The organism is Paraburkholderia largidicola (genome assembly GCF_013426895.1).
Lineage (GTDB): Bacteria > Pseudomonadota > Gammaproteobacteria > Burkholderiales > Burkholderiaceae > Paraburkholderia > Paraburkholderia largidicola.
This window is the reverse complement of the sequence record NZ_AP023176.1, coordinates 782,868-802,860: the sequence shown is the minus strand read 5'-3', so window position 1 is coordinate 802,860 and position 19,993 is coordinate 782,868. Positions and strand designations below refer to the sequence as shown.

At 63.0% G+C, this 19,993-nt stretch carries 20 protein-coding genes; 7 read left to right on the top strand and 13 right to left on the bottom strand.

The window, feature by feature from the left end; translation table 11 throughout:
* Positions 1 to 180 precede the first annotated feature (180 nt).
* Together PPGU16_RS32320 and PPGU16_RS32315 are read right to left on the bottom strand one after the other, a co-directional pair.
* A complete protein-coding gene (locus tag PPGU16_RS32320) occupies positions 181 to 2,226 on the bottom strand; it encodes an FUSC family protein (RefSeq protein ID WP_180726782.1) in 2,046 nt (681 codons plus the stop codon).
* Between the two features lie 149 nt (positions 2,227 to 2,375).
* Positions 2,376 to 3,773, bottom strand: coding sequence for a sensor histidine kinase (locus PPGU16_RS32315; RefSeq protein WP_243460751.1), 1,398 nt, complete (start codon positions 3,771 to 3,773; stop codon positions 2,376 to 2,378).
* Between the two features lie 879 nt (positions 3,774 to 4,652).
* On the opposite strand from PPGU16_RS32315, the gene PPGU16_RS32310 reads away from it, so the two are divergent.
* The 3 genes from PPGU16_RS32310 to PPGU16_RS43295 all read left to right on the top strand — a co-directional run bounded on the left by PPGU16_RS32310 (position 4,653) and on the right by PPGU16_RS43295 (position 5,640).
* Entirely contained in the window at positions 4,653 to 5,039 is a 387-nt protein-coding gene (locus PPGU16_RS32310) for a potassium channel family protein (protein ID WP_180726780.1), read from the top strand.
* A gap of 249 nt (positions 5,040 to 5,288) precedes the next feature.
* A complete protein-coding gene (locus PPGU16_RS42795) occupies positions 5,289 to 5,474 on the top strand; it encodes a winged helix-turn-helix domain-containing protein (RefSeq protein ID WP_243460750.1) in 186 nt (61 codons plus the stop codon).
* A gap of 22 nt (positions 5,475 to 5,496) precedes the next feature.
* On the top strand, positions 5,497 to 5,640 hold the full coding sequence (locus PPGU16_RS43295; protein WP_243460749.1) for a hypothetical protein: 144 nt from the start codon (positions 5,497 to 5,499) through the stop codon (positions 5,638 to 5,640).
* Positions 5,641 to 5,673: 33 nt separating this feature from the next.
* Here PPGU16_RS43295 and PPGU16_RS32300 read toward each other — a convergent pair whose 3' ends face one another.
* The 9 genes from PPGU16_RS32300 to PPGU16_RS32260 form a co-directional block, all read right to left on the bottom strand.
* Positions 5,674 to 7,167: an MdtP family multidrug efflux transporter outer membrane subunit gene (locus tag PPGU16_RS32300; protein ID WP_243460748.1), complete on the bottom strand. Its 1,494-nt coding sequence runs from the start codon at positions 7,165 to 7,167 to the stop codon at positions 5,674 to 5,676.
* Positions 7,164 to 9,272 (bottom strand): FUSC family protein, encoded by a 2,109-nt coding sequence (locus PPGU16_RS32295; protein ID WP_180726778.1) that lies wholly within the window; start codon positions 9,270 to 9,272, stop codon positions 7,164 to 7,166. Before PPGU16_RS32295 ends, PPGU16_RS32300 begins: the two co-directional genes overlap by 4 nt.
* 9 nt (positions 9,273 to 9,281) lie before the next feature.
* Complete coding sequence (gene mdtN, locus PPGU16_RS32290) at positions 9,282 to 10,334, bottom strand: multidrug transporter subunit MdtN (protein ID WP_180726777.1); 1,053 nt, start codon at positions 10,332 to 10,334, stop codon at positions 9,282 to 9,284.
* Positions 10,335 to 10,349: 15 nt separating this feature from the next.
* The gene (locus PPGU16_RS32285; RefSeq protein ID WP_224030410.1) at positions 10,350 to 10,778 is read right to left on the bottom strand and encodes a YtcA family lipoprotein; all 429 of its coding nucleotides are present in this window, start codon (positions 10,776 to 10,778) and stop codon (positions 10,350 to 10,352) included.
* A 24-nt stretch (positions 10,779 to 10,802) separates the two neighbouring features.
* A complete protein-coding gene (locus tag PPGU16_RS32280) occupies positions 10,803 to 11,138 on the bottom strand; it encodes a response regulator (RefSeq protein WP_243460747.1) in 336 nt (111 codons plus the stop codon).
* Between the two features lie 86 nt (positions 11,139 to 11,224).
* Positions 11,225 to 11,851: a response regulator transcription factor gene (locus PPGU16_RS32275; RefSeq protein ID WP_180726775.1), complete on the bottom strand. Its 627-nt coding sequence runs from the start codon at positions 11,849 to 11,851 to the stop codon at positions 11,225 to 11,227.
* 77 nt (positions 11,852 to 11,928) lie between these two features.
* Positions 11,929 to 12,099, bottom strand: coding sequence for a hypothetical protein (locus tag PPGU16_RS32270; protein WP_180726774.1), 171 nt, complete (start codon positions 12,097 to 12,099; stop codon positions 11,929 to 11,931).
* Positions 12,100 to 12,101: 2 nt separating this feature from the next.
* A complete protein-coding gene (locus PPGU16_RS32265) occupies positions 12,102 to 13,031 on the bottom strand; it encodes a LysR substrate-binding domain-containing protein (protein WP_180726773.1) in 930 nt (309 codons plus the stop codon).
* Between the two features lie 92 nt (positions 13,032 to 13,123).
* Entirely contained in the window at positions 13,124 to 14,797 is a 1,674-nt protein-coding gene (locus PPGU16_RS32260) for an electron transfer flavoprotein-ubiquinone oxidoreductase (protein ID WP_180726772.1), read from the bottom strand.
* A 254-nt stretch (positions 14,798 to 15,051) separates the two neighbouring features.
* Here PPGU16_RS32260 and PPGU16_RS32255 point away from each other — a divergent pair, with 254 nt between their 5' ends.
* From PPGU16_RS32255 to PPGU16_RS32240, 4 genes are read left to right on the top strand one after another with little or no spacing between them, the layout of a single operon-like run.
* Positions 15,052 to 16,239 (top strand): NAD(P)/FAD-dependent oxidoreductase, encoded by a 1,188-nt coding sequence (locus tag PPGU16_RS32255; RefSeq protein WP_180726771.1) that lies wholly within the window; start codon positions 15,052 to 15,054, stop codon positions 16,237 to 16,239.
* A gap of 10 nt (positions 16,240 to 16,249) precedes the next feature.
* Positions 16,250 to 16,849 carry a HutD/Ves family protein gene (locus PPGU16_RS32250; protein WP_180726770.1) on the top strand — a complete coding sequence of 200 codons (600 nt, stop codon included), beginning with the start codon at positions 16,250 to 16,252 and terminating at the stop codon, positions 16,847 to 16,849.
* Positions 16,850 to 16,867: 18 nt separating this feature from the next.
* Positions 16,868 to 17,617 carry an electron transfer flavoprotein subunit beta/FixA family protein gene (locus tag PPGU16_RS32245; protein ID WP_180726769.1) on the top strand — a complete coding sequence of 250 codons (750 nt, stop codon included), beginning with the start codon at positions 16,868 to 16,870 and terminating at the stop codon, positions 17,615 to 17,617.
* On the top strand, positions 17,618 to 18,547 hold the full coding sequence (locus tag PPGU16_RS32240; protein ID WP_180726768.1) for an electron transfer flavoprotein subunit alpha/FixB family protein: 930 nt from the start codon (positions 17,618 to 17,620) through the stop codon (positions 18,545 to 18,547). It abuts the gene before it with no gap.
* Between the two features lie 144 nt (positions 18,548 to 18,691).
* Here PPGU16_RS32240 and hutG read toward each other — a convergent pair whose 3' ends face one another.
* Together hutG and PPGU16_RS32230 are read right to left on the bottom strand one after the other, a co-directional pair.
* A complete protein-coding gene (hutG, locus tag PPGU16_RS32235) occupies positions 18,692 to 19,498 on the bottom strand; it encodes an N-formylglutamate deformylase (protein ID WP_180726767.1) in 807 nt (268 codons plus the stop codon).
* Positions 19,499 to 19,576: 78 nt separating this feature from the next.
* The gene (locus PPGU16_RS32230; protein ID WP_180726766.1) at positions 19,577 to 19,972 is read right to left on the bottom strand and encodes a cupin domain-containing protein; all 396 of its coding nucleotides are present in this window, start codon (positions 19,970 to 19,972) and stop codon (positions 19,577 to 19,579) included.
* Positions 19,973 to 19,993: the final 21 nt, after the last annotated feature.

The following is a 19,993-nucleotide window of genomic DNA, read 5'->3' as shown; positions in this document are numbered from 1 at the left end:
ATCAGACGATGACTACGTACCATCTGATCCGCTGCACTCGGCGCCCGGCGCCACACCCATACGTTGCCCGGAAAATATCCGGGCAACTGCCAGAAAATTTACATTTGGCGGAGCGTTCTGCTTAAGGAGTTTTCGTCCGACGCATCCGGGGCAACCACGGGTGCAATGACCGCTTGCCGATCAGGACGCGTCTGCAAATGTCGTGGCCGGAAACAGCGACAGCCTGAGTCCGATGAGCGCATGCAGCGCACCTTTGCGCAGCTTGTAGCCAGGCGCGCCGGGATCGGCCGCAAAGCCTGCGAGAATCCGCGCTATGGCGGCATCGACGTCGACTGTGAGCGACGACGGTACGGCTTGCCGCTCGCCCGATTCGAGGCATCGTTCATAGTGCGATCGCACATCATCCAGCACGCGATTCAGCACGACCGGCAACTCCCCGGAAAACTTGCCGGACAGTCTGCGCAGGTCGAGTGTGTTGAGCGCAATGCGCATGTCGCGCAGGCTTTCCGTCGAAGGATGCCTGTCGTCCTCGCTCGGCGCCACACGCGGAATCAGCTGCACGAGCCGGTCGAGCATGCGCGCGTTCAGATCGCGCTGCTGATCGATCGACAACGCCGACGCGCTGAGCACGACGTCCCGCCAGCTGGACCGGGTCAGCCGTGCCGTCGCCGCATCCGTCCCGAACGGGCGGATCACACCCGTCATCACCGAAGCGAACATCACACCGGCCAGGCCCGCGAGATTGGCATTCAGGAAGCTCAGGATGTTGGCGTCATAGGCGCTGTCGATGCCAAGAAAAGTGGCCGTCGTCAACGCCACGAGCGTCGATATCAACGCCCATTTCGGACGTGGCATCAACAAGCCGAGCGGCACGAACAGAAAGGAGAAGAAGATGACCAGCAGCCCGAAGTCCTGCCCACTCGGCAACACGACGAACAGATAGAACGCTGAAATGACGACGCCCGTCGTCGCGCACTTCAGAAACGTCAACATCATGGGCACGGGCTCGTCGAGCGCGGCGAAAAAGCAGACACCGATAGCGCCCAACGACACAGCCGCCGCACCGTCCTGCCAGCCTGAAGCAATCCAGATGGCCGAAGATACGAAGATGACCAGCGCGGCCGAACTCGCGGAGAACAACGCAAGACCACGATCGAGAAAAGCGTGACGCGTGCCGACCCGCCAATGACGAAACCGTGGTCGCCAGGTCGCTTTTTCGTGGACGATCATGTCGCGCAAGCTGCGGCAATCGGCCCACAGATCCACCACTTGCCGCAAGCGCGAGAGCGCGCTGGACAACAACGCCGCCTGCCGGGTCGTCAATTCGGTCCGGGCCGGGTCCAGTTGCGCGATGCGCGTGCGCAATAGCGGCGCACCGCGCTCGGGGTCTTCGCCAAGCGACGCCTCCATCCAGCGGCAGGTATCGCGCAGCAGTTCGTTCAGGCCAGCAGGCACGCCGGGCTCCGATTTCTGGGCGGCCGCGATGATGTCGGCGAGTGCCGAGGTGATGGGCAGTATCAGTTGCATCCGGCCTTGCAGTTCTTCGCTGCGCGCGAGAATTGCCGGGCTGACGTGGTCGTAGGCCAGCTGGCTCAACAGAAATTCGAAGCCGCGCACACTCGTCGCCATCTTCTGGCGGCTTCCCGAAACGAGCGCTCCCACGGCCCGGCCCGCCAGCGACTCTTTCGCGTAAAGCGTGGCGTCGCGGAACCACGAATCGGTTCGCTCGATCAGCGTCGGCGCGAGCCGGCTCGGAAAAACAACGCTGCCGACGATGCTCGCGCAAACGATGCCCAGCGTGATCTCTTCCGTTCGCGCGACGGCCACATCGAAGATGCTCAGCGGGTTCGACAGCGCCGGTAGCGCAATCACGGAGAGCGAATAACTGGCGAGCAGGAAAACGTAGCTGCGTGCCGCTCGCGTCGAGATCGAAATGTAGACGAACACGCCCGTCCACAACGCGATCAATGCGCTCAGCAGATAAGGCGTCTCCGCGAAAGGCGGCACGAGGGCGACGGAAGCGAGCGCGCCGAGCACGGTGCCGATCACCCGATACAGCGCCTTCGACCTTGTTGCGCCGACGAACGGGTTCGACACGATATAGACGGATGCCAACGCCCAGTACGGCCTCGGAAGGTCGTACCAGAACGCGATGTAAAGCGCGAGCATCCCTGCAAGAAAGGTCTTTAGCGAAAAAATCCAGTCGCGCAGCGAAGGAAGATTCATCGGAACAAATCAGTCGGGGAGATCGGTCTCTCGCCCGGCGGATTGTCCAGGCTCGCAGTGAAACGACCCACAGTGTCCCGCGTTTCTCCGAAATCTGCCTGGACGATCGCATACGAAGCACGCGTACCGGGGCCGCACAGGCAACGATGTCAGCGTGATGTCGCGTTCGAATGCGCTATCGGAAGGGTAAAGCTGAAGGTCACGCCGCGCGACACATTGCGCACCGCCCAGATCCGGCCAGCGTGTGCTTCGACAATCGACCGGCAGATCGCCAGGCCCATGCCCATCCCGGTTTTCTTCGTGGTGAAGAACGGCTCGAAGATTCTCTCGAAGTCCATCTGCCCCGTGCCGCGATCTTCCACGTCGATCACCACGCTATCCGCGTCGCGACGTGAGCGGACTATCAGCAGCTTCGGCCGTTCCCCGGTTGCCGCCAACGCTTCGATTGCGTTGCGCACGAGGTTCACGAGCACCTGCTGGATCTGCACCGCGTCGGCGCTGATCTTCGGCACGTCTTCGTACAGTATCGTCTCGAGCGAAATCGCGTTGCGCTGGATATCGTCGGCCATCAGCGTGCATACCTGAAGGATCAGCTTGTTGATGTCGAGATCCACCTTTTGCGGGGCGGCATGCCTGAAGAGCGCCCGGATGCGGCTTACCACATCGGCTGCGGCATTCGCGTCGCGGACAATGTGCTCGGCCGAAAGCCTGGCTTCCTCGATCCTGGGTGGTGTGGCGGCAAGCCACCGCAAGCAGGCGCGCCCATGCGCGACGACGGCCTGCAGGGGCTGGTTGAGTTCGTGGGCAATCGAGGCGGACAGTTCTGCGACAGCCGCGAGCCCCGACGCCTGCGCAAGCTTTTCCTGCGCGTCGCGCAAAGCCTTCGCGACCTCGGCGCTGTCATCGATATCGACGTCGATGCCAAAGAACTTCATCACTTGCGCACTGGCCGCTTCCGCGCTGCGTTGCTCTCGCGTGTGGCCGGGCTCGAGCCTCGACAACAGATGCGGCTCGTCCGACAACTGCCCGAGCAGCGCGACCAGATGGTGCCGCACGGTGTCGGATTGGCGCGCGCCCTCCTCGATTGCGACGGCCAGTTCCGTCCATCCCGGCTGCCGATACTGCTCGGCCAGATAGGCATGGACGATGATCTGCGCGACGAGATCGAAGTAATCGAAGAGATACAGCGAGACGTCGACCAGAAGTTCTTTGCCGATATGCTCGTCCAACTCTCCCAGCGCGACGTAGGTGCTCCAGATTTCCCGCAACCCGAGGCGCAACGCCTGAAGCAGACTCTGCAGCGGTACGCGTTGAGCGTCACCTCTCTGGCTGATTTCCCGAAACACGTTCATATGCTGCGCGGACGGAGGTTCGCCCGACAACAGCGTCTCGAACCACACTTTGGCTGACAGCGCGACGGATTCGTGCACATCCTCTTTGGCGGCTGGCGGCAGCAGCCGATAGCCGTCGAGCGGTGTCAGTATCGCGAGCGTGCGCTCGACGACATCGTTCAGATCGGCAGCAAGGGAGGCGGTCTTTTCTCGCAAGGGATTGCTGATTTTGGGTACTTTGGCTAGCACGGCGGTTTGTCTATCGGTAACGGGCGCACGATTTCGACTAACAGACAGCGCCGGGACATCGGCATCTACGGCTTCGCACCCGACGGTTTCGCCTGATACCCTGGATGCGGTTCGATGCGGCGTATCACGTGGCGCGAAACGAGCCGTTCCCGGCGAAGCCTCAGTCAGCCGCCCGGCGGGGATCGAAGGGCGCGCATCCGGCGCAGGGGCACGCTTCGATCTGCATCCGGTGCATCCATGGTCTCCCGGCGCAACGCGGCCCGCCATCCCCCTTATAGGGGAGACGCGCGCAATCGACGGGGGATGGCGGCAAGCGTTCGCCGATCACCATGCGTGTGATTGGAAAAGGCGTGTGGCAGTTGAAGCGAAGCGCCCGCGTCCACAGATCGTGCGCCGGACCTCGGCCTTGTTGGACCACAGAAAGGTCTACGCCAGCGCCAGGCCTCGTTCGAAGATCCGGAGCGACGCCAGTTTCATGTAATGGCAGGCCAACCTACTGCGAACTACCATCAATGCGTGGCGCTGCGAGCCGACACAATTGTTGACAGTGATGGTCGCCCGTCGAAGATCACACCTGAAGGGCTGACTTCCATCGGAACGCAGCCCTAAAAGACAGACTTCAGACTGCCATTCGATCGTCGAAGTGCACAGCGGCGATATTTCAGTCAGCGATAACCCCGACTACGGCGCAATCTTTGTCGTTACGCTGCCGCCATTCAAATAATGGACGGCGGCTTTCCGCCATCTGCGCTCTCGTGAACGCCAACCTGTTTCGCACGAAGAGCGGTATCTTTTTCTGGCGCTCTCACGAAGCGCGCTCACATTAACCTGACAGTTTCAAGAAACATGAACAATCCGATCAAGGACGATCTTCACGTCCAGCTCTCGCCGCGCGACGCGGTTGCCGAGGTCGCAAAGGTCCTCTGGCACCTGCGCAGTATTCTGGCCATCATGGTCGTGCTTTTCTTCGCGCTGTCGATCGCAATGTACTACGGCGGCGGCGCCGTCAATATGGCTACGCGCATCCACTCGTCGCTGGGCGAGACGCTTTATTTTTGCGCGGTCACTGCGCTGACCATCGGCTACGGCGACGTGGTGCCGACCACCGTGCCGGGTCGGATCATCGCGGTTTTACTCGGTTTGCTCGGCGTGCTGATGACGGGCGTGATAACGGGCTCCACGGTTTACGGCATTCAGATTGCGGCTCAACGAGCCGGTCTGCGACCGCGCTGACCATACACGATCCCCTTCTGTTCCCTTGCTCTCCAGGCCCGGCTGATTCCAGATTCATGTAATAGGCGTCCTTCGGACTGCCGCCTATTATCGGTAGCCTTACGCTTCGAACCTGGCGAATCCTTTACGAGTCTGGAAGCGACACAGGGACAACCGGGGACCGCGCGGGCACACATCAATCTGATCGCCCGCGCACGCACATGCCGCCGATGAGCCGCGCAAGTCTCAACCATTCGGATATGCAACACCATGATTCGCATCGAAAACCTGACTGTGTTCCCGGACCGTCGAGAAGTGTTCGTCGACGGTGCGCCTGTCGAACTTGGCTGCAGAGCGATGGATGTACTGCTCGTACTCATCGAAGCCAATGGCGCGCTGGTGACGAAGGAGAAACTCACGGACCAGGGTCTGGCCGCACACGGTCGTCGCCGATAACAATCTTCGTGTGCACATCTGCATGATCCGCAAGATGATGGGCGAACATCGCGGGCTGCTCGAATCTGTGCCCGGACGCGGCTACCGTCTGTTAAGACCGGCACAGCCGGCTTATCTGATTCCCATGCTCGTCGCGCATGCCCAGCTGATGCGGTCTGCAAGATAGCCGTTTGCATTTTGAAGGACCACCTCGCGCAACCTAGCGCGGCTTCAGTTCGACGGGCGCCGCAGCGCGATAGCCGCCGCCGAGCGCCTTCGTCAAGGCGATCTCCTGACTGAGCGTCTGCCCCCTGAGTTCCAGCAGCGCAACCTGTTCCGCGATCACCGGCTGGCGCGCCTCGAGCGCCGCGAGCCGGCTCGTCAGTCCGCGTTGATAGTGCGCTTCGACGCTGTCCCTCGCAAACGCAATCGATTCGATCCGCTGCTTCTGCAACTCCGTCTGCGCATCGAGCGCCTGCAGACGGTTGCCCGTCTGCGCGACGTCGCGCACCGCGTTGAGCACGGCCTGGTTGTACTGCTCGATCAACAGGTTGCTGCCCTCGCGCGCGCCGCCAAGGTTCGCGTTGAGCCGGCCGCCGTCGAAGATCGGCAGATACAGGCCCGGAATCAGATTGATCTGCTGGCTCGCATGCGTGAACAGGTCGGCGAGGTGCAAGGCATTGACGCCGAAGAATGCCTTGATGTCGAAGCTCGGATAGAACGCCGCCTTCGCCGCATCGATCCGGTCGAACGACGACTCGACATACCAGCGCATCGCCTGCAGATCGGGGCGCCGGGCCAGCAGTTCATACGAAAGCGCCGGCGGCAACGCCGCCTGCGAGCGCGGCAGCGCGACGGGCTCGATGGCGGGCAGCCCGTCGGGGCCCGCGCCGACCAGCGCCCGCATCGATTCGCGAAACTGCTTGATCTGCGCTTGCGCCGACACGATCTGCCGTTCGACGGCCAGTTGCTGCGCCCGCGCCTCTTCGAGCAAGGTGCGCGCTTCGAGGCCGCGCGCGGCGCGCGCTTCGTGCGCCTGCACTGCGAACTCGGCTGTTTCGTGCAGTTCGTTGAGCAGATCGATGAGCTGATACGTCGTTTGAATGCCGTAGTAAAGCTGCGCGACATCCGCCGAGATTTCGAGTTCGACGGCTGATGTCTCCGCGAGCCGCGCATTGCTCACGCCGAGCGACGCGGCGACCTGCGCGCGTTGCTTGCCCCAGAGGTCGACATTCAGGCTTGCGCCCAGCCCGACGACGCCTTCGGTGTACCACGGACCCGTCAGCCCCAACGCCGGTTCATTCTGTGCAAACGGACCGAGAAAGCCATTTGCGGAGACATGCTCGCGATCCAGCAACGCCAGCGCGACCACCTGCAAGCCCGTCCCCGCGCTGACCAGCTCGACATCCGATCGGGCCTGCGCGACGCGCGTGCGCGCAATCACCATCGTCGGTGCGTTGGCGAGCGCCTGATCGATCAGCGCGTCGAGCTGCGCATCGCCATAGCGTGTCCACCAGCGCGCGGCGGGCCAGCCATCGCGCGCGAGATGGATGTCGTCCGCGAGATTGATCTGTTCTGGGGCAATCTCCGTATAGGGCGTGGTGTCGTGGTGGATCAGCGCGCATCCCGACAACGCGAACGATAGCCACGCCACGCATACCGCGCGTCGACGCCACCGCCCATCACGCAAAGCCGTTCGCTGATTCATGTTCATATGGGCCGTGATGAAGGCGCCGCGATGGACGCCTCGTCCTGTACTTCGGCGCGCCAGTCCGGCAAGCCCGCGACTTGCCGCGACAGCTCGTCCGCTGCGGCGACGAGCGGCCTGTCGGCTGCTTCGACGGCTTGTGCAGCGACCTCGCTGCGTCGCGGCGCGCGGGCGTCGGGCGGGCTGGCCGCAAGCGCGTCCGCGTACTGGTTGAGTCCGGCAGAGGCCTGCTCCTGCGTCGAGCGCACGGCTGCGAGCGTTTGCGGATTCGCAGCACCCGCTTGCGACACCAGCGCACTGCGCAGCGCATCGCCCGCCAGCATGATCTCGCGTCCCTGCGCGAGCACGATTTGCGCGCGCAGTGTCCATTGCGCATGCTCGGCTTCCTGCCAGCCCGGCTCGAGTGCGACACGTGCGAGCGTCGCCTCGCAATCGGCCAATACCGCCCATGCCTGCAACTGGCGCTGCGCGTACGGCAACTCGTCCCCTGCGTCTGCGCTGGGCGTGCGCAGTTGTGCGGCGATCGCGCGCAACATGGCTGCGAGCCTCTGCCGCAACACGTCGCCCTCGCCTTCCCGCCAGAACGACATCTGCACAAAGGTCGCCACGCCGACGCCCAGCAGAATGCCCACCATCCGGTCGCGGATTTCGGTGAGATTCGTGGTCGGGCCGAACTGCCCGAGAACAGCAAGCGAGAACGTGAATATCACCTGGATGCCCGCGTAGCCGATCCGCTCCGATCCCGCCGATATCCACGCCCCGAGCGCGGCAACGGGCAGCGTGATCAGCAGCAGGCCGACGATATCGTCGAGATGTGGAATGACGAACACCACCATGAACAGCGCCAGCGCACTGCCGATGGCGGCCCCCGTCAGCCGCAGCAGCGCGCGCTGCGTCGACGCGCCGAGGCTCGGCAGCGCGACGATCACGCAGGTCAGCATGATCGTGTGGATGCCCTGCCAGTCGACCGCGTTGTAGAACACGTAGCAGGCCAGCACGGCGAGCAGCGTCTTCAATGAAAAGCGCAGGTACGCGGGATTGGTCCATGCATCGGGCGCCACCATCGGCTCGGCTGCGGCCGGCTTGCCCGCTTCCGGACCGCGCGCGATGAGATCCGCGTACGCATGCAGTGCGCGCTGCAACTCGCCTGCGGCGGGAATCGCGTCGGCTGCATGGTGTTCTTCGGGTGTCGCGGTGCTTACGTGACGATAGGGTTCGCCCGACATCACCGCCTCGTCGAGCGCCCTGACGTTCGCCCGCAATTCGGACAACATCGCACGCCGCGCCGGCGACGGCGCCGGCCATGTATCGGGCAACTCGCTCGCGCCGCGATAGAGTCGCGATACGGTCGCGATGCACGCAAGCTGCGACGCCTGATGCTCGCGAAAATGTGCGTCTCGCATCGTCGCGAACCGCAGCAGCTTTTGCAAGGTCAGCGCGCCTCGTTGAACGGCGGGCAGCGTGATCGGCGTGACGTTCGCGGTGTCGTCGATCAGTTGCGTCAGACGCATGTCCAGCGCCGCGAGTTGCCGATGGATCTCGGCCTTGAGTTGCAACTGCGGCTCGGCGGGCAGCAGCAGCGTATTGACCACGAGCGCCAGCGCGATCGGGTAGTTGACGGCGACCCATACCCACAACACCGCGCGAATCAGCAGGTCGGCCTGATCGGTCTGATCCACGAAGCTCTGCACATAGATCACGACGATGGCGACGATGAAAAACACCACGCCGATCTTCAGCACGCGCAGCAAATACACGCTGCCGAAAAACACCACGCTCGCGACGACGATGCGCAGCAACGGATAATCGAACGTGAATTTCAGCAGCAGGATCGACAAACCAATGGCGAGCGTCGATCCGAGCATGAACATGATGCCGACCAGCCGCGTCACCACCACGTTCGCCTGCGTGACGTAAAACACCACCAGCAGGGACAGCGGCAGCTCCGGCACTTCGAGCGCCATCGAAGCGACGATCACGATTGCGCTGGTCAGCATGCAGCGCAACATCACGTTGAGCCGCCCGGGAAAAGGCGCTAGCTCGCGCGACAGGAAATCGCCTGCATCGCGCAGCAGAACGGGCATCGGGGGCAAGTAGTCGGCGGCGGCCATGGGCGCTTCTCAATGGCCTTCGCCGTCGTTACCCGGTTGCAGCACCGCCACCGCCGACGTGCCGACGCGAAACAGCTCGGGGTTCGGATTCTCCACACGGATCTTGACGGGGAACCGCTGTGACACGTGGACCCAGTTAAGCGTGCGTTGAATGCGCGGCAATCCGCCGGGCAATGCGAGTCCGGCTTCGTCGGACGCGATGCCGTAACTGATCGAATCGACGCTGCCGCGGAAGTGCTGGCCCGTATCGCTCATCAGATAGACCGTCGCGGGCGTCCCCGTCCTGATGCCCTTGAGTTCCGTCTCGCGAAAGTTCGCGACCACGTACCAGTGGCGCGTATCGATCAACGTGAAGACAGGTTTGAGCGCGGTTGCAAACTGGCCGGTCGCCGTCTTCAACGACACGATGCGTCCGTCGAACGGCGCTCGCACCGTCGCATACTCGAGGTTCAATTCAGCAAGCGAGATCTCCGCCGTGACAACGGCACGTTGCGCGACCAGCGCATCGACGCCGCTCACGGCCGCTGCCGCCTGCTGTGCCTGCAGTTGCGCGGCGCTGAGTTCGGCCTGCGTGGCGCGTTGCGCGGTGCGCGCACGGTCGACGTCCTCCGCCGACACATAACCGTGCGACAACAGCGGCTCCATGCGGTGCAGCGTATCGGACGCCTGAGCGGCGGCGGCACGTGCTCGCTCGACGGCCGCGCGCACCGACTCCGCGTTGTACTGCTGCGCGTTGACCGTGCGCTGGGTCAATTCGATCTGCCTGTCGAGCGCCACGAGCGACGCCTTGCCCCGCGTCAGCGCATCCTCATAGGGACGCGGATCGATGCGGAACAGCAGATCGCCCTGCTTCACCGCCTGGTTGTCGTGCACGGGCAATTCGACGATACGGCCGTTCACCTCGGGGACGACGTCGATCGTATCGGCGTAGACATAAGCGTCGTCGGTGCGAGGCGCGCGTTCCAGCTGGCGGATCACGAAGACCGCCAATAGCAGCGTCAGCACGACCAGGATGATGGCCGGCCATGCGCGCTTCTTTGTCCGGTTGGCAGTTGTCGCCATGGCATTACCTGAAGATCAATGTTGGAACAGCAGCAACCAGACCGCAAGTGAAAGGAAAGTAACGAGCGTGGGATACACCACTGCCGCAGGCCACAACAGACGCTCGGCCCGCAGGCGTTTGACAATCAGATGGATGACGACCGTGAGCGCGACGCCCGCGACGAGACAGAACAGCCAGTCCGGAAAGTACGCGCCGAGCACGCTGATGGATGGCGAAGCCGCGCATCCTGAAACGAGAACCGTGGCGATCGCCGCTGCCCCGCTTGCACGCTTTGCGTGTGAGTCATTGGCGAATGGAACGTGTCGTTTCAAGGCGTGCAGCCCCCCGGCAAAGCGTCGAATTCGCAACAATAACGCGGCGATGAAGCCGCGCGCATTACATGAATATGTAGTGTCGCCGCAATGAAGAATGATGTAAATCGCGCGGCAGACTGTGTTTCCCAACGGCTTACTTAAACCCTGGCGCGTTCACTCGATGCTATCCAGCAGGTCGAGCAGCGCGTCGCCATCGACAGGTTTCCGGAAAAAACCGAAGGCGCCTCTCTGCAGATAGTAGTCGTCCGCGTGCCCGCTCGGTTTACCCGTGATGATGATGACGGGCGTGGCCGCGCCCGACTGGACTGTTCTATCGAGCACCTGAATACCGTCGATGGGCCGCATTCCCAGGTCGGTGACAACGCACAAAAGACCCGAGTAGCCGTCGGAAAAGAAATCCACGGCGGATCGATACACCCGGGTTCCATACCCGCCAGAAGCGAGCAGGTTGGCGAGCGCGACCAGCACGCGTTGGTCATCATCAATCACGGCAACGGTTCGAACCGCGGACGCGCACATTATTTTTCCGGCTCATGGAGTCCAGCAACGAACTGGCGCTGCCGCCAGGCTTTGGACTATCGTGTCGACGATGTTTCGAGCTGCAGCTTGCCTGCCTGCCTGACCAGCGTGGCGAACGAATCTGCCTGCATTTTTCTCATGATGTGGCCGCGATGTACCTGGACCGTGTATTCGGTGATGCCAAGCACGGCCGCCGCCTGCTTGTTGAGCAAACCGCTGACGAGTAACGGCAAGAGTTCCTGCTCACGCGGTGTCAGCGATTGATAGAGCGCGTGGAGCGCCGCGGTATCGGCCGCCTCCGCGCGAAGAACATGGGCTTTGGCGAGTGCCGCATCGACCGCGTTGAGCAACGCGTCTTCGTCGATGGGCTTGGTGAGGAAGTCGACCGCGCCGCCCTTCATGGCCAGGACCGTGGATGGCACGTCGCCTCGCCCCGTGATGAAAATGACGGGGATATGAGCGTCCGCGTTGATGAGCTTCTGGACTTCGAGGCCGTTCAAGTCTGGCATTCGCATATCGAGGATCAGACATGCCACGGCTTGTTGACGCGGTGTGTCGAGAAACGCTCTGCCGGAGTCGAACGTGTGGACGGTTCGTCCGTTCGCGCGCAGCAACGCAGCGAGTGCGTCTCGCACCCGTTCGTCGTCGTCGACCAGATAGACCAGTTCACCTGCGGATTCCATGGAACCCCTCTGTTGTCAGGAGGCGCCTCCCCTGACCTCGGACAGCCGGCCCGCGATGATGCCGCTGGTTGCGACGCTCACGCGGTCGTGCCGGGAAGAAAATTATAGCCGCCGGGATCGGTGCCCGGAAGTGTCGGCAGCGTTACATGATCATGTAATGGCGGTGCCGGGTAGAAAGCTGTAGGCAGGTCGATCGGCCCGGATAGTCGACGCAGGATTTCAAGTTCGCCGTAAGGACGTTCGCCCACGCCTAACTACTCCCCTTCTCACCGCCTAGCCAATCGATCAGTGCCTGAATCGCAGGCGTCAGCGCGCGGCCGTGACGCACCACGGCGAAGTACGAATCGCGTACCTTCAACGAGGCGACCTCCAGCCGAACCAGTTCTCCGCTCGCCAGCAGATCGTGCAGCAACTGCCCCCAGCCGAGCGCCACGCCTTGCCCGTGTCGCGCTGCCTGCACCGCGTCGGTGTAGAGGCTGCAGCGAAGCGCGTAGTGGAGTCTCGGCGGCCGCGCGCCGAGCGCATGAAACCACTCTTCCCACGCGAGCCAGCCTTCGGATGTCGAGTCATAGTCGATGAGCGCCGTGCCGGCAAGATCGGCCAGCGACTCCGGCGTCCCGTGCGCCTCCAGCCACGATGGCGAGCAGACCGGGAACACCTCTTCGTCGAACAGCCATGTCGACGTGCCGTCGCCCCAACTCCCGTTGCCATAGCGAACCGCGACGTCGACTTCGTTGTGACGCAGATCGGCGGTGAACATCTGCGTCGTCAGCCTCAGCTTCAGATTGGGTTGCAGCTGCTTGAGCCTTGCAAGCCGCGGCAGGACGCGGAACTGCGAGAAGGCGGCCGTCGTGGCCAGCACCAGTTCCTGTTCTTCGTTGCCGCTCGACAGGCGGTCGAAGATGCCCGCAATCTTCTGCATCGATTCCGCGACGACGGCAAACAGCGCCTCGCCTTCGCGCGTGAGCCTGATCGAGCGGTGGCCGCGATGAAACAGCTGCACGCCGAGCGTCTCTTCGAGAATGCGTACCTGACGGCTGACGGCGGCCTGGGTGACGCCGAGTTCGTCGGCCGCGATCGTGAAGCTGCTGAGCCTCGCGACCGCTTCGAATTCGATCAGTGCGGTCATCGAAGGAATCAGCCGGCGATATCCTTTCGCGCCATCGGTTGCCGCTTTCATTGTGATTGTGCAGTCTGACGAGGTTGACGTGAACGGGCGAGTGGTCATGGTCCCGGTCGCCTATGATATTCGACAACCTCGCTCATCGCTGTTCACATGTTCGGATAATTGGGCCCGCCGCCGCCCTCGGGCGTGACCCATACGATGTTCTGCGTCGGATCTTTGATATCGCACGTCTTGCAATGCACGCAGTTCTGCGCATTGATGACGAGCGAAGTCCTGCCGTCCGCATCCGCTGCAAACTCATACACACCCGCAGGACAGAAGCGCGTCTCCGGCCCGGCAAACCTGTCGAGGTTCACACGAACGGGCGTCGATGCGTCTCGAAGCGTCAGATGCGCCGGCTGATTCTCTTCGTGATTCGTATTCGACAGAAACACCGAAGACAGCCGGTCGAAAGTCAGCTTGCCGTCCGGCTTCGGATAGACGATCTCCTTGCATCGGGATGCGTGTTTCAGCCTTTCGTGATCCGAATGACGGTGATGCAAGGTCCACGGCACGCGTCCGCCAAGCAGCTTCTGCTCGACGCCGACCATCAGCGTCCCCGTGTAGAGCCCCTTGCTCATCCATTGCTTGAAATTGCGCGCACGGTGCAGTTCTTCCTTGAGCCAGGACCGCCCGAACGCTTCGGGATAGGCGGCTAGCACGTCGTTCCGGCGTGCGCTGCGCAACGCGTCGAAGGCCGCCTCGGCGGCCATCTTTCCCGTCGCGATGGCGGCGTGGCTCCCCTTGATACGCGACGCGTTGAGAAAGCCCGCCTCGCATCCGATCAGCGCGCCGCCGGGAAACACGAGCTTCGGCAGCGACATCAAGCCGCCTGCTGCGATCGCTCGCGCGCCATAGGACACGCGCTTGCCGCCTTCCAGAAACCTGCGGATTTCCGGATGCGTCTTGTAGCGCTGAAACTCTTCGAACGGTGACAGGTAGGGGTTCGTGTACCCGAGACCCACCACGAAGCCGACGACGACCTGATGGTTATCGAGGTGATAGAGAAACGAGCCGCCGTAGGTGTCGCTCTGCAGCGGCCAGCCCGCTGTGTGAATGACGAGCCCCGGCTGGTGCATCTTCGGATCGATCTCCCATAGCTCCTTGATGCCCAGTCCATAGACCTGCGGATCGACGCCCTCGCACAGACTGAAGCGCTCCATCAGTTGGCGGCCGAGGTGGCCGCGCGCACCTTCTGCAAACAGCGTGTATTTCGCGTGCAGTTCCATGCCGGGCTGGAAGCTGTCCGTCGGTTCGCCGTTCCTGCCGATTCCCATGTTCCCCGTCGCCACGCCTTTCACTTCGCCGCGCTCGCCGTACAGCACTTCCGCCGCCGGGAAACCGGCAAAGATCTCGACGCCCAGTTCCTCGGCCTGTTGCCCGAGCCAGCGCGTAACGTTACCGAGACTGACGACATAGTTGCCGTGATTCCTGAAGTTATCGGGAAGAAGCCAGTTAGGCACCTGCTTCGCCCCGCGTTCGGACAGGAACAGAAAGCGGTCTTCCGTCACGGCCACATCGAGCGGCGCGCCGCGTTCGCGCCAGTCAGGCAGCAGTTCCTGCAACGCGCGTGGGTCCATGACGGCGCCCGAAAGCGTATGCGCACCGATTTCGGAGCCCTTCTCCAGCACGCACACGCTGACTTCGGCGCCTCGCTCGTGCGCCAGCTGTTTGAGCCGGATCGCCGCCGACAAGCCCGCCGGTCCACCGCCGACGATGACGACGTCGTACTCCATGGATTCACGAGGTCCGTATTGCTCGATGAGAGTCTGTGTGTTCATGAGAAAAGCCGTGTCCGGGTTCGTTGAGACCATCGTATGCCGGCCAGTTCGCGCATTCGCGAGACATAAGCATCGCTGATGCTCCACTCAATCACCGCTTGAGTTTGCCGCGTGCAGACGCCGCCCGGCGGCCCGGCGCGCCCAGGCATCGCGCGCCCGCTTCTGCTAAAAATCGCCGCCGCTTATATTGGCGCGCGCACGCTCCCGGCGCTTCACACTGCGTCCATGCCTTGCTCAAGAAGGGGAACGGACCCGTGAATACATATGACGTTGTTGTGATTGGCGCTGGCGTGATCGGCAGTTCGGTCGCTTTCCAGCTGGCGAAACTGGGCGCGAAAAATGTGCTCGTGCTCGACCGCGGCACCATAGGCGCGGGAACGACATCCCAGTCGTCGGGGATTTTGCGGACGCACTACTCCGTCAAGGAGAATGTCGAGCTTGCCCGCAAGTCCTGGGACGTATTCAACAATTTCGCCTCGTACCTCGGCGACGACGAAGCGTCCTGCGGTCTGGTGAAGTGCGGCTACATGATCGTGGCAGGCGAAGGCGACAAGCTGGAACCCTTGCGCGCGTCGCTGGATCAGCAGAAAGAGCAAGGCATCCCGCTCGAACTGCTCAACACCCGCCAGGCTAAGGAACTGCTGCCCATTGCGCAGTTCGACGATGCCGCGCTGATCGGCTACGAGCCCGAGGCGGGCTTCGCCGACGCCTATCTGGTCGCCACCAGCTTTGCGCGCGCAGCGCGCCGTGGCGGCGTGACGATACGCGAGAACGCATCCGTGAACAGAATCCTGTTCGAGAACCACAAGGTAGTGGGCGTGTCGACCAGCATCGGTGACTTCGCGACGTCGATGGTCATCAGCACGCAGAACATCTGGACGCCCGAGCTTTCCGGCTGGACGGGCCACGATCTCCCCGTCATGCCCGAGCGGCACGCCGTGCTCGCACTCGAATGCGATGCGGCCAGATACACCTTCTCCATGCCCGTCTTCAAGGATCTCGCATCGCCGGGCATGCTGTATTACCGCAGCTACGGCGGCAACCAGATGCTCGTCAGCGAAGGCGTCGTCGGCGAAAAGCTGAACAGCGCCGAGACCGAGCAAGGCGACATTCCGATGGACTATGTGGTCGAAGTCGGCGCGCAGGTCGCGGAGCGCTTCCCCGCCTACGAAACGGCCGGCATCGCATCCTCGTGGACGGGCGTGTACGACGTGACGCCCGACTGGAACCCGGTGCTGGGCAAGCTGCCGGGCATCGAAGGTCTCGTCGTCGGTTACGGTTTCTCGGGTCACGGCTTCAAGCTTTCGCCGACGGTCGGCCGCGTGCTCGCGCAGGAAGCGCTCGGTCTTGCCACCGACGTGTCGCTAAAGCCGTATTCGATCGAGCGCTTCGCGACGGGCGATCTGCTGACGGGCAAATACGGCCTCGGCGCCGTGTCCTGACGGACGGGTCATGTCGGCCATCGACATTCGCGCGATCGCATCGATACCCTTTGAACCTTGGCGCAACGGTGCAGGCGTCACGCGGACCTTCGCAGCGCAAGACGACGCGTGGCGCGTCAGCATGGCGGAAATCGAGCGGGATGGACCCTACTCGCGTTTCGCAGGCGTCTCGCGCACCTCGCTCGTGCTTCGTGGCGGCGGCGTGGCGCTTCGACACGATGCGTCGGTGGTCCTGCTCAAGCCGTTCGAGGCGGTCGAATACGACGGCGACCAGGCGTGGATGGCGAGCCTCGTCAACGGACCCGTCACCGCGCTCAACGTGATGAGCGCGAGCGGCCACTATCGGACGCGAGTGCGCACACTCGTCGCCCCGGTGATCGTGCAGCCCGACTGCGCTGTGGTCGTCGTGGCGCCCGGCAGCGGCTGCAGCTTCTCGGAACCGGGAACGATGACATGCGGCACTGTCGCGCCCGGTCATGTGCTCGTCGCAAGGCACCTGAGCCGGCCGCTGCGGCTCGTGCCCGATGACCACGCCAGCGACTCGCAAGGATCGAACGGCTTGCCCGTGCTCGTGACCATCGAACCGGCCGCACTCCGGACGAACGATTGAATTCCTGAGGATGAAAAGATGAAAGTGATTACGGCAGTGAAACGCGTCGTCGACTACAACGTGAAGGTTCGCGTGAAGTCCGACCAGAGCGGCGTCGATATCGGCAACGTCAAGATGTCGATGAACCCGTTCGACGAAATCGCAACGGAAGCAGCAACCCGTCTGAAAGAAACTGGCCAGGCCACGGAAGTCATCGCGGTGTCGTGCGGCGTTGCGCAAAGCCAGGAAACCTTGCGGACCGCGCTCGCCATCGGCGCGGATCGCGGCATCCTGGTCGAAACGGATGTCGAACTGCAACCGCTCGCTGTCGCCAAGCTACTGAAGGCCGTGATCGACAGGGAACAGCCGCAACTGGTCATTCTCGGCAAGCAGGCAATCGACGACGACGCGGGCCAGACGGGACAACTGCTGGCCGCACTGCTGGACTGGCCGCAGGCTACCTTCGCGAGCCACATCGACATCAACGGCGACACGGCGACCGTGACGCGTGAAGTCGACGGCGGCCTCGAGGTCCTCTCGCTCCGCCTGCCCGCCATCGTGACCACGGACCTGCGTCTGAACGAACCGCGCTACGTGACCCTGCCGAACATCATGAAGGCGAAGAAGAAGCCGATCGAAACCGTGAAGCCAGCGGACCTCGGCGTCGATCCCGCGCCGCGCCTCAAAACGCTGAAGGTCGTCGAGCCGCCTGTCCGCCAGGCCGGCGCGATCGTGCCCGACGTCGCGGCGCTCGTCGCAAAACTGAAATCTGAAGCGAAGGTGATCTGAATGACGACTCTGGTTATTGCCGAACATGACAACGTGCAACTGAAAGTCTCCACGTTGCACACGGTTTCGGCCGCGCAACGGCTCGCGAACGGCGTTCATCTTCTCGTGGCGGGCAGCGGTGCAAAAGCCGTTGCCGACGCGGCAAGCAGGATGGCGGGCGTGGACAAAGTGATCCTCGTCGACGCACCGCACTTCGCGAACGGACTTGCAGAAAACCTTGCCGCGCAGATCGTCGCGCTCGCAAACGACTACACGCATATCCTTTTCCCCGCGACGGCTGCCGGGAAGAACATCGCGCCACGCGTCGCCGCAAAGCTCGACGCGTCGCAGATCTCGGATGTGATCGCCATCGATTCAGACGATACCTTCCAGCGCCCCATCTATGCGGGCAATGCGATCGCCACGGTCCAAACCGCCGACCGCGTGAAGGTCGCGACGATCCGCACGACGGCGTTCGAAGCAGCCGCACCCGAAGGCGGCAGCGCCACCGTGGAGAACGCGCCTGCCGTCGCCGACACCCGCCTGTCGACCTTCATCCGACGCGAAATCGCCGCGAGCGACCGCCCGGACCTGACGGCCGCACGCGTGGTCGTCTCCGGCGGACGCGGCCTCGGCAGCGCGGAAAACTTCGCAATCCTCGATCCGCTCGCCGAAAAGCTGGGCGCTGCGATCGGCGCGTCGCGCGCCGCCGTCGACTCGGGCTACGCACCCAACGACTTGCAAGTGGGACAGACGGGCAAGATCGTCGCGCCCGAGCTTTACATCGCGGTCGGCATTTCGGGGGCGATCCAGCACCTTGCTGGCATGAAGGACTCGAAAGTGATCGTCGCGATCAACAAGGATGCCGATGCGCCCATCTTCGGCGTCGCTGACTATGGACTGGTCGGCGACCTCTTCGAAGCCGTGCCCAAGTTGACGGACTCGGTGTGATCGTTCCGTGCAGTCGTTGTAGCGCCGCGTAGCGGCGCATTGCATCGCCAGGAGCAAGCGACGCGTTCAGCCGCCTTTGCGCCATCTCGGCAAAGGCGGCATTTTTTTCTTCTCGTGGTGGCCGTTTGCTTCGTATGGATGGTTTCAGGTACGTATCGACCTGGCCGCATCCAAAGCCGCGGAGATCATCCGCTCGACGACGGAACTGGCCTGCGCGGCAAGTTCGGGACGATAGTCGAATGGCGAAGATTCGTTCATGTACACCGACTGGCACATTTCCAGCTGGACGGCGTGAATCCCCGCTTCGGGATTGCCGTATGCACGCGTGATGTGACCGCCCTTGAACCGCCCGTCGATCACCGACGTGTACGTCCTCTGCTGCTTCAGCACCGCTTCAATCGCATCGACGATGCGCGTATCGCAGCTTTGCCTTGAATTCGTCCCGACGTTCAGGTCCGGCAATTTGCCGTCGAAAAGCCGTGGCAACACGCTGGCGATCGAATGCGCCTCCCATATCAGCACGGTTCCGAATTTAGCCTTGAGCCGGTCCAGTTCTTCGCGAAGCTTCGCGTGATAGGGATGCCAGTAGGTATCGAGTCGTCGGCTGATTTCGTCGGCGCCCGGTCCGCCGCTATCGCGGTACAACGGCTCGCCTCTGAACGTTTCCGTCGGGCAAAGGCCCGTGGTCGTCTGGCCGGGATACAGGCTCTCCCCCGTCGATGGCCGGTTCAGGTCGATCACGTAGCGCGAATAGCGCGCGCCCAGCACCGATGCGCCGAGCCGTTGCGCAAATCCGTATAGCCGGTCGAGGTGCCAGTCCGTATCGGCAACCTGATGCGCGACGTCTGTCAGCTGGTCGCGCACATCGACCGGGATGTCGGTTCCGAGATGCGGTATGGAAATGAGCAGCGGTATCGAGCCTTGTCGAAACCGGAAGGCCGTATCGGTCAAGATGAACTCCATTGTCGACGGCGCGCACGGTTCACGTGACGCCGTGAACCGCGCGCGTTCGTCATGAGGAAAGCCGCGTCACGAAGACGCGATGCTGGAACCGGCGTGAGCGACGACGAGAACGGTACAACCGCTCGCGGAAGTCGTGCTGTGTGTCGAACCCGCTGGCCAGGTCACGGTGTGACCGGGCAGATAGTCGCTGCCGTCGTCGTCAGTGAAGACACCGTCGAGCACCATGATGAGTTCCGTCGTGTCATGGCGATGCACGGGCGAGCGCGCACCGGGTTCGACGCGCATCCAGTAGCTGGTCCATCTGCCGCGCTCGTCGTCGGCGACGGGTATCGAGAAGAAGCCGGGCAGCACGGTATCGCCGATTTTCATTGGCTGCCAGTCGCTTGCGGCGATGGCGTACCATCGCCGGCCGGGCGCGGCCTTCAATCCCGCAAGTGGTTTCCGCGAATCGGCGACGCTCATTCGCCCGCCTCGTCACGCGTG